Source organism: Streptomyces sp. NPDC085460, assembly GCF_044541975.1.
In the GTDB taxonomy this organism is placed as follows: domain Bacteria; phylum Actinomycetota; class Actinomycetes; order Streptomycetales; family Streptomycetaceae; genus Streptomyces.
Genome location: NZ_JBITTO010000022.1, coordinates 26,532 through 34,760 on the forward strand (window position 1 = coordinate 26,532; position 8,229 = coordinate 34,760).

At 74.1% G+C, this 8,229-nt stretch carries 7 protein-coding genes; 2 read left to right on the plus strand and 5 right to left on the minus strand.

All coding sequences use genetic code 11. The features are described 5' to 3' along the window. Positions 1-9: 9 nt before the first annotated feature. From ACIGHB_RS33925 to ACIGHB_RS33935, 3 genes are all read right to left on the minus strand, one after another. Complete coding sequence (locus ACIGHB_RS33925; protein ID WP_399918659.1) at positions 10-1,035, minus strand: CU044_5270 family protein; 1,026 nt, start codon at positions 1,033-1,035, stop codon at positions 10-12. Beyond that, the gene (locus ACIGHB_RS33930) at positions 1,032-1,772 is read right to left on the minus strand and encodes a sigma-70 family RNA polymerase sigma factor (RefSeq protein WP_399918660.1); all 741 of its coding nucleotides are present in this window, start codon (positions 1,770-1,772) and stop codon (positions 1,032-1,034) included. Before ACIGHB_RS33930 ends, ACIGHB_RS33925 begins: the two co-directional genes overlap by 4 nt. Before the next feature lie 130 nt (positions 1,773-1,902). Next, positions 1,903-3,222 carry a GntR family transcriptional regulator gene (locus tag ACIGHB_RS33935; protein WP_399918662.1) on the minus strand — a complete coding sequence of 440 codons (1,320 nt, stop codon included), beginning with the start codon at positions 3,220-3,222 and terminating at the stop codon, positions 1,903-1,905. Positions 3,223-3,270: 48 nt separating this feature from the next. Between ACIGHB_RS33935 and ACIGHB_RS33940 the strand changes: the two genes are divergently transcribed. Together ACIGHB_RS33940 and ACIGHB_RS33945 are read left to right on the plus strand one after the other, a co-directional pair. After that, the gene (locus ACIGHB_RS33940) at positions 3,271-4,554 is read left to right on the plus strand and encodes an MFS transporter (RefSeq protein WP_399918664.1); all 1,284 of its coding nucleotides are present in this window, start codon (positions 3,271-3,273) and stop codon (positions 4,552-4,554) included. A gap of 37 nt (positions 4,555-4,591) precedes the next feature. After that, complete coding sequence (locus ACIGHB_RS33945; RefSeq protein ID WP_399918666.1) at positions 4,592-5,494, plus strand: hypothetical protein; 903 nt, start codon at positions 4,592-4,594, stop codon at positions 5,492-5,494. A 76-nt stretch (positions 5,495-5,570) separates the two neighbouring features. Here the strand turns inward: ACIGHB_RS33945 and ptsP are convergent, their stop codons facing one another. Both ptsP and ACIGHB_RS33955 read right to left on the minus strand, forming a co-directional pair. Beyond that, complete coding sequence (gene ptsP, locus ACIGHB_RS33950) at positions 5,571-7,241, minus strand: phosphoenolpyruvate--protein phosphotransferase (RefSeq protein WP_360319553.1); 1,671 nt, start codon at positions 7,239-7,241, stop codon at positions 5,571-5,573. Positions 7,242-7,325: 84 nt separating this feature from the next. Then, positions 7,326-7,775: a PTS glucose transporter subunit IIA gene (locus tag ACIGHB_RS33955; protein WP_360319555.1), complete on the minus strand. Its 450-nt coding sequence runs from the start codon at positions 7,773-7,775 to the stop codon at positions 7,326-7,328. Positions 7,776-8,229 lie beyond the last annotated feature (454 nt).

The following is an 8,229-nucleotide window of genomic DNA, read 5'->3' on the forward strand; positions in this document are numbered from 1 at the left end:
GGGCCGGATTCAGCCGGGCAGCTGCCCGGCACGGGCCACGGCGGCCTTGGTGAGCACCGCCGTCTCGCTCAGCACCGTCCCGGGGGGACCGGCGTCCGACGCGGCCACGAGCACCGTCCGCTCCCCGAGGAAGGCGGACGTCGACCGGTCGAAGACCCACTGGGTCCGCTCACCGCCGGAGGTACGGGCCACGGCCACGCCCTCCCGGCCGGCCGCGTCCCGCGCCGAGGGCACGGTCACGACGCCCGGGATCCGCGCGGCCGCCTCGAACAGCGCCGCCGTCACCTTCGGCGGCGCCCAGGTCTCGGCCAGCAGCGTCCCGATCGCGCCGAACGCCCGCTGGTCCGCGTCCCCGCCGTCCGCCCGCGTCTGCTCCCGCACCAGCCGCAGCAGCGCCTCCGGATCGGTCGGCAGCCCCGCCACGAAGGTGTGCGTCGGTGCGGTCACCGACGGCTCGCCCGCCTCCATGGACGTCTTCCGGGGCTCGGCACCGGGCCCGTCCAGCTCGTACACGGGCAGCCGGGGCGACAACTCCTCGTCGGCGGAGCCCGCCTCCCGCAGCAGCCCGGTCCGGCTCCCGTCCGCCGACAGCCACACCTGCCGCCGGTGCGCCGGTGCCACGACGGCGGGCCCGCCACCGGCCGGACGCCCGGCCCGGGACACCAGGCTCTCCACGTACACGAACTGATCCGGCCGCGCGTCCGGCGCGGGCGCGGAGGCGGCCGCGAGCGCGGCCCGCGACAGCACCGCGGAGGCACCCTCGGCCTGTACGGCCGGGCGCTGGTCGCGGGTCTCCGGGGGAGCGGTGACCAGCACCGCCCCGGCCGCGATGCCGCACACCACGGCGGGCACGGCGAACCGCACCGCCTTCCGGGTCCACCACGCCGCAGGGCGCGCGGGGCGGGCCGCGGCCATCAGAGTCCGCCGCAGCTCCCGCTCCCGCTCCGGCGCGAACTCCGGTACGGCGGGCGGGGGCAGCAGCTCCGTCAGCTCCGCGCGCAGGGCGTCCTGGGGACGGGAATCGATGTCGTTCATGCCGGCTTCTCCGGGGAGGTTCGGGGGACGAGGACGGTACGACCCGTACGCACGGGCACGGCGGCGCCGGACGGGGCACCGGGGGAGACGGCCCCCGACGGGGGCGCGGGCGGGGATACGGCCTCGGGCACGGGACGACGCCCGGCCTTCCTGGGCACGGGCGGTCCGTCGTGTGCCGGCCGGCCGCCGTGTCCGCGGCGCGCGGAGCGCAGTTCCGCCTCGGCGAGCGCCCGCAGCCGCTCCCGGGCCCGGGAGAGCCGGGACCGCACCGTGCCGACGGGGACGCCCAGCGCCTCGCCGGCCGTCGCGTAGTCGAGGCCGGCCCACACGACGAGCCCGAAGACCTCCCGTTCGCGGCGGCGGAGCCGGCCGAGGGCCACCCGCGCGGCCCGCAGCCGTTCCTCGTCGGCGAGCCGCGACGCCACCGCGTCGCTGAAGTCCGGCAGCACCCCGCGGTCGGGCAGCCGCGCCAGCGCCGCGTCCCGCCGGCGGGCCTCCCGCGCGGCTCCGCGCAGCACGTTGGTCGCGATGCCGAACAGCCACGGCCGCAGGCTCCCGCCCTCGGCGTGGACCCTGCCCCGGCAGCGCCACGCCTCCAGGAAGGTCGCGGACACGGCGTCCTCGGCCGCGGCCCGGTCGCCGCACATGCGGTACGCGTACTGGAAGAGCACCCGCGCGTGCGCGTCGTACGCCTCCCCGAGCGCGGAGGGATCCCCGGCCCGGAAACGATCTCTCATCTCTTGTTCCACACCAGGTACTGGTCCCCGGTTCGCCCGAGTTCCCGTGACCCGCGCCACAGACGATCGGATCCAGTATCCGAGCTACTGGATCCACTCGTCAGCCCGGACGGCGGGCCGACGCCCTCGCTCAGCCCCCGTACGTCGCCTGCGCGTCGCCGAGCACGCGCGCGATGTCCCCGGCCAGCCGTTCCGCCGACTCCGGCAGGAGCGTGGACGCGGTGATCCGTACGGCCGGCGGCGCGTCGATCCGGAACCGGGCGCCCGCCGCCACCCACCAGCCGTGCGTGCGCAGCCCGTTGACCACCGCCGACTCGTCCCGCACCGGCACCCACACGTTGAGCCCCCCGGCCCCGACGGCGTGGATCCCCCGCGCGCCCAGCGCGTCGACCAGGGCCCGCCGCCGTTCGGCGTACGCGGCCTCCCCCCGCGCCACGAGCCGTGCCACCTCCGGATCGGAGAACAGCCGGAGGACGGTCTCCTGGAGCACATGGCTGACCCAGCCGGAGGTCATCAGCATCCGGCCGTCGTGCCGGGCGAGCGTCACCTCGTCCCCGGTCACCCCGGCCCACCGCAGGTCCACGCCCAGCCGCTTCGAGACCGTGCGCACCTGCGCCCACCGGGCGGGCCGCAGCGCGCTCACGCTGGGCGACGGGGGAGCGTCGAGCTCGGCGAGGTATTCGTCCTCGATCACCAGGACCTCGGGGAACTCCTGGAACAGCGCCCCCAGTTCGTCCCGCCGCGCGGGCGTGAGCGAGGCCCCGGTGGGGCACTGCGCGCGGGGACTGAACACGATCGCCCGGACCCCGGCCCGCAGCGCCGCCCGCACCGCGTCCGGCGTGATCCCCTCGCCGTCGACGGCGACCGGCACCCTCCGCAGTCCCAGGGCGGGCACCAGGTCCAGCAGGTGGTGGAAGCCGGGATCCTCGACGGCCACGGCGTCGCCGGGCCTCAGCTCCACGGAGAGGATCCGGGCGACGCAGTCGAGCGCCCCGTGCGCGAAGGTCACCCGCTCCGCGGGCACCCCGTCCCGCCGGAACCACGCGCGGGTCAGCTCCTCCAGGGCGGCGAGCCGGGGAGCGGCCCGGTGCGAACCGTAGACCGGTGCCACGTCGCCCGGCGGGTGCAGTACCGGCAGGAACGCGGGGTCGGGCAGGCCGCTCGCCAGATCCCGCAGTCCCTCCGGCATCCGCGGAGGGCGCCGGGACGCCACCGAAGGCGCCTCCGCCACGACCGTCCCGCCCCGGCCCCGGGTCACGACGAGCCCGCGCCCGCGCAGTTCCTTGTACGCGGTCGCCACCGTGCCGGGGCTGACCCCCAGCTCGTCCGCCAGTTTCCGTACGGGGGGCAGCGCGTCGCCCGGCGCGAGCTCGCCCTCGGCCACGCCCCGTTCCACGGACGCGGCAATTCCCTTGGCCGTCGTTCCTTCGATCGCATATTGTGTTGCCACGTTCACAACTATGTATCAATACATAACTCGCGTCAAGGGGGGAAACACGTGAGCCGCCCGTCCGCGTGGCACCGCGCAGCACTCGACCGCATCCCCGGAGGCCGTGACGGCCGCCGCATGCTCGTCGTCAGCATCATCGACAAGACGGGCACCGGCCTCTGGGCCGGCTGCACCGCCCTCTACTTCACCTACGTCTCCGGCCTGAGCCTCGCCCAGGTCGGCCTCCTCATGACCGTCTCCGGCGGCGTCGGCATAGCCGGAGCCCCACTCGCCGGCCTCCTCGCCGACCGCTTCCCCCTCGTCCGCGTCATCGTCGCCACCCAACTCATGCGAGGAGCCGGCCTCCTCGCCCTCCTCACCACCGACCACTTCCTCCTCCTCACCCTCTACTCCGCCCTCGGCGCCCTCCCCGACCGCGCCGGCAGCGTCCTCATCAAGCTGTACGCCGCCCGCCAGGCGGGCCCCGACCGCGTCCGCTACCAGGCCATCCAGCGCACCACCGTCAACCTCGGCTGGTCCATCGGCGGCGTGGGCGCCGCGGCCGCCCTGGCTTCCGGCTCCGACCGCGCGTACACCTACCTCCTGGCCGGTAACGTCGTCTCCTACCTGATCGTCGCCGTCCTCACGCTGCGCTGCGCCGAACCACCCGCGCCCACCCGCGTCGTCGCCGCCGCCGGCGACGCCCCCCGCCCCAAGCCCACCGGCCCCTGGCGCGACCGCACCTTCCTCGGCTACACCGCCACCGACGGCGTCCTCTTCCTCCACGACACCATCCTTCAGGTGGCCGTCCCCCTCTGGATCGTCCACGCCACCGACGCCCCCGTCGGTCTCGCCCCCCTCCTCCTCGTCCTCAACACCGTGCTCGTCGTCCTCTTCCAGGTCCCCCTCGCCCGCTTCGGCGCCACCACCCGGGCCGCCCGCCGCCTCCTCGTCCCCCTCGGCGGACTCTTCGTCGTCGGCACCCTCGCCCTCGCCGCCTCCGCCACCGGCGGCCGCGCCTTCGCCATCACCGCCCTCGCCGTCGCGGTCGCCGCCCTCACCTTCGCCGAGATCATCCACACCACCTCCTCCTGGGAGCTCTCCGTAGCCCTCTCGCCCGCCGACGCCCAGGGCGCCTACCTCGGCTTCCACGGCCTCGCCCAGTCCACCCAGCGCTTCGCCGGCCCCCTCCTCGTCACCGGCGTCATGACCGTCGGCCCCCTCGCCTGGCCGCTCCTCGGCCTCGCCCTCGTCGCCGCAGGCGCCGCCCAGCACCGCCTCATCCGCCACCGCGTCGAGCAACCCACCCCACCGCCACTGTCAGTGACGACGGTTACGGTGAGTGAGCACTGATCGTCCGTGATCGGCGCACCACACCCGAGGGGGAGCCATGACGACCACCACCCGCACCACGACCCGCCTCCGCCGCGCCCTGCGCCGCGAGATCCCCAGCACCGTCGGACTCCTCGCCGACGAACAGGACTTCGCGGCCATGCGCCGCTACCGCACCTTCCTCTTCGACGACCACCCCACCTACCTCAAGGAGATCGAGGCGCTCCTCAAGACCCTCGCCCGCCAGGGCACCCACACCACCGTCGCCCTCTTCGACCCCGACGAGTACGTCTCCTTCTGCGCCGAGACCGGCCTCGCCCCCGACGACCCCACCAGCCGCAGCCGCTTCACCGACCACCTGGCCACCACCGGCGCCCGCGTCACCTACACCGGACAGCCCCTCGCCCTCCTCCTCCCCGAACTCGTCGACACCGCGGTCCGCCGCGCCACCTGGGAGTACGCGACCACCGTCCTCGCCACAGCCGGAGACTGCCCCGACTGCGGCCTGGACCTCGGCCGCGACGCCTTCGACCGCGCCACCCGCCTGCTCCTCGGCCTCCTCGACGGCGCGGGCACGGGCACCCACCACCTCGTCTGCAGCGTCCCCGCCGCCGACGACCACCTGCTCGCCGTGCTCCACACACGCCGGGACGAACACGGCACCAACCACCACGACCCCACCGCCGCCACCGAGTTCACCGCCGTGCTCGCCGCCGGGATCGTCCTCACCTCCCCGGGCGGCCTCGTCCTGCGCGCCACCCACCCCGGCCGCCCCGACCGGCTCCACGGCTGGCGCCTCGCCGACGGCACCCTCAGCCCCCTCACCGAGGCCGAGGTCTTCGCCGCCTACTGCACCGACGCCCGCACCGGCGAACCCCTGCCCCCCGAGCACGGCGTCGACCACCGCGCCGGCTTCCCCCTCGCCCCCGGCACGCACGAACACCGCCCGGACCACCCCTGACCCCGGACACGACGAAGGGGCTCCCCGCCACCAGGTGACGGGAAGCCCCTCCGGACCACGCGCTACGACTCCGGGATCACTCCCCGGACAGCACCGCCTGCGCGGCCAGCCGCGCCTCGTGCGCCGTGTCCGCGGCACGCGCCGCGGACGCCGCGCGCTCGCACTGCGCGAGCGTGTACTTCGCCAGCGTCGCCCGCACGTACGGGATGGACGCCGCGCCCATGGAGAGGGAGGTGACCCCCAGGCCCGTCAGCACACACGCGAGCAGCGGATCCGAGGCGGCCTCGCCACAGACGCCACAGCTCTTGCCCTCGGCCTTGGCGGCCTCGGCGGACAGCGCCACCAGGTCGAGCAGCGCCGGCTGCCACGGGTCCTGGAGCCGCGACACCGCACCCACCTGACGGTCGGCGGCGAAGGTGTACTGCGCCAGGTCGTTGGTGCCCAGCGAGAGGAACTCGACCTCCTGCAGGATCGAGCGGGCCCGCAGCGCGGCGGACGGAATCTCCACCATCGCGCCGAACTTCGCCCGGAGCCCGGCCTCGCGGCACGCGTCGGCGAACGCCTTCGCGTCCGTCCGGTCGGCCACCATCGGCGCCATGACCTCCAGGTACACGGGCAGACCCTCGGCGGCCTTGGCCAGCGCGGTCAGCTGCGTCCGCAGCACCTCGGGGTGGTCGAGCAGCGACCGCAGACCCCGGACGCCCAGCGCCGGGTTGGGCTCGTCCACCGGCGTCAGGAAGTCGAGCGGCTTGTCGGCACCGGCGTCGAGCACCCGCACGACCACACGGCCCTCGGGGAACGCCTCCAGCACCTTCCGGTACGCCTCGACCTGCTTCTCCTCGGACGGCGCCTTCTGGCTGTCGTCCAGGAAGAGGAACTCGGTACGGAACAGACCGACGCCCTCGGCGCCCGCCTCCACCGCGGCCGGCACGTCGGCGGGCCCGCCGACGTTGGCGAGCAGCGGCACCTTGTGACCGTCCGAGGTGGCGCCCGGACCGCTGGAGGCGGACAGCGCCGCCTTCCGCTCCTCGGCCGCCTTGGTCAGCGCGGCCTTCTTCTCCTCGCTCGGGTCGACGAAGATCTCGCCGGTGGAACCGTCCACCGCGATCTCCGTGCCCTCGGCCAGCTCGCCGGCGCCGGGCAGCGCCACCACGGCCGGCACGCCCAGGGCACGCGCCAGGATGGCGCTGTGGCTGGTCGGCCCGCCCTCCTCGGTCACGAACCCGAGCACCAGCGCCGGGTCGAGCAGCGCCGTGTCCGCCGGCGCCAGGTCGCGGGCGATGAGCACGTACGGCTCGTCGCTGTCCGGAACCCCGGGCATCGGCACACCGAGCAGCCGCGCGACGATCCGGTTCCGCACGTCGTCCAGGTCGGCGACCCGGCCCGCCATGTACTCACCGGCACCCGCCAGCAGCTCACGGTAGTGCGAGAACGCGTCGTAGATGCCGCGCTCCGCCGTGCTGCCGACCGCGACCCTGCGGTCGACGTCGGCCATGAGCTCCGGGTCCTGGGCGATCATCGCCTGGGCCTCCAGCACGGCCTGGGCCTCACCGCCGGCCAGGTTGCCGCGCGCGATCAGATCCGCGGCAACGGCCTCCACCGCCTGACGGGCGCGCCCCTGTTCGCGCTCCGCCTCCTCGGCGGGAATCGACTTGGCGGGCGGTTCCAGGACCGCCGTGCCCATGTGCCGCACCTGGCCGATCGCCACTCCGTGGCTGACGCCGACGCCTCGCAGCGTTGTCTCCATCTCACCCGTCTCCGATAGAGCGGCGGCCGTTGCCGCCGCGTTGAATGTCGTACTCGCGGCCGTCGGGACGACGGACCGGCGGGTTCAGCTCCAGTCGAAGAGCTGGTCGCCGGCCTTCACGTCGCCGTCCTCACGGACGCCGGAGAGCGAGTCGGCCGTGGCCTCGAGGGCGACGACGGGGCAGATGGGGGACTTGCCGGCGGCCTCGACCTCGGCGGGGTTCCACCGCACGACGGCCTGGCCGCGCGTGACGGTGTCCCCCTTGTTGACGAGGAGCTCGAAGCCCTCCCCGTTGAGCTGCACGGTGTCGATGCCGAGGTGGGTCAGCACGCCGTGTCCCTCGCCGTCCACGACGACGAAGGCGTGCGGGTGCATGGAGACGATGACCCCGTCGATGGGGGAGACCGCCTCGGAGACCTCACGTACGGGATCGATGGCGGTGCCGGGCCCGACCATGGCACCGGAGAAGACCGGGTCGGGAACGTTGGCGAGACCGATGGCGCGTCCAGCAAGTGGCGACGTCACGGTTGTCATGGGAAGCCTCCCAGGGGCGGAGATCGAGTGGCGCCGCCACACCTGTCCTGGGCGGCGCGTACTGTTCAGAAGCGTAAGTCATAAGAAGTCCCGGTTCCGCACGAGACGTACCAGTTGGCGGACCTAGGGACTACCGGAAACGATTTGCCTCTACTGACGGTGGGATGTACTGTCGTACTCCTGCCTGACCCCAACGCGGCTTTGAGTCGTGGGTCGGCAGCACCAATCAAGCCAGATCCTAACCCCAGTGGTCTACACCTCTGCCTGCCCCGGTTCCCACCGGAGAGCGCGGAGGGGTGGTCAGGGGGACCGAGAAAGCCTGGTAATGTTTGACCCCGCCGGAAGGCCCCGAGAAAAACAATTCGGGACCGGAAAGCACCGAGGAAATCGGATCGGAAAGATCTGATAGAGTCGGAAACGAAGGAAGCGCCCGGAGGGCCTGGAAACAGGAACG

What these genes read in the sequence shown, in the direction of transcription:
- ACIGHB_RS33925 (WP_399918659.1), bottom strand. Translation starts at nt 1,035, where the DNA reads ATGAACGACATCGATTCCCGTCCCCAGGACGCCCTGCGCGCGGAGCTG.
- ACIGHB_RS33930 (WP_399918660.1), bottom strand. Translation starts at nt 1,772, where the DNA reads ATGAGAGATCGTTTCCGGGCCGGGGATCCCTCCGCGCTCGGGGAGGCG.
- ACIGHB_RS33945 (WP_399918666.1), top strand. Translation starts at nt 4,592, where the DNA reads ATGACGACCACCACCCGCACCACGACCCGCCTCCGCCGCGCCCTGCGC.
- ptsP (WP_360319553.1), bottom strand. Translation starts at nt 7,241, where the DNA reads ATGGAGACAACGCTGCGAGGCGTCGGCGTCAGCCACGGAGTGGCGATC.
- ACIGHB_RS33955 (WP_360319555.1), bottom strand. Translation starts at nt 7,775, where the DNA reads ATGACAACCGTGACGTCGCCACTTGCTGGACGCGCCATCGGTCTCGCC.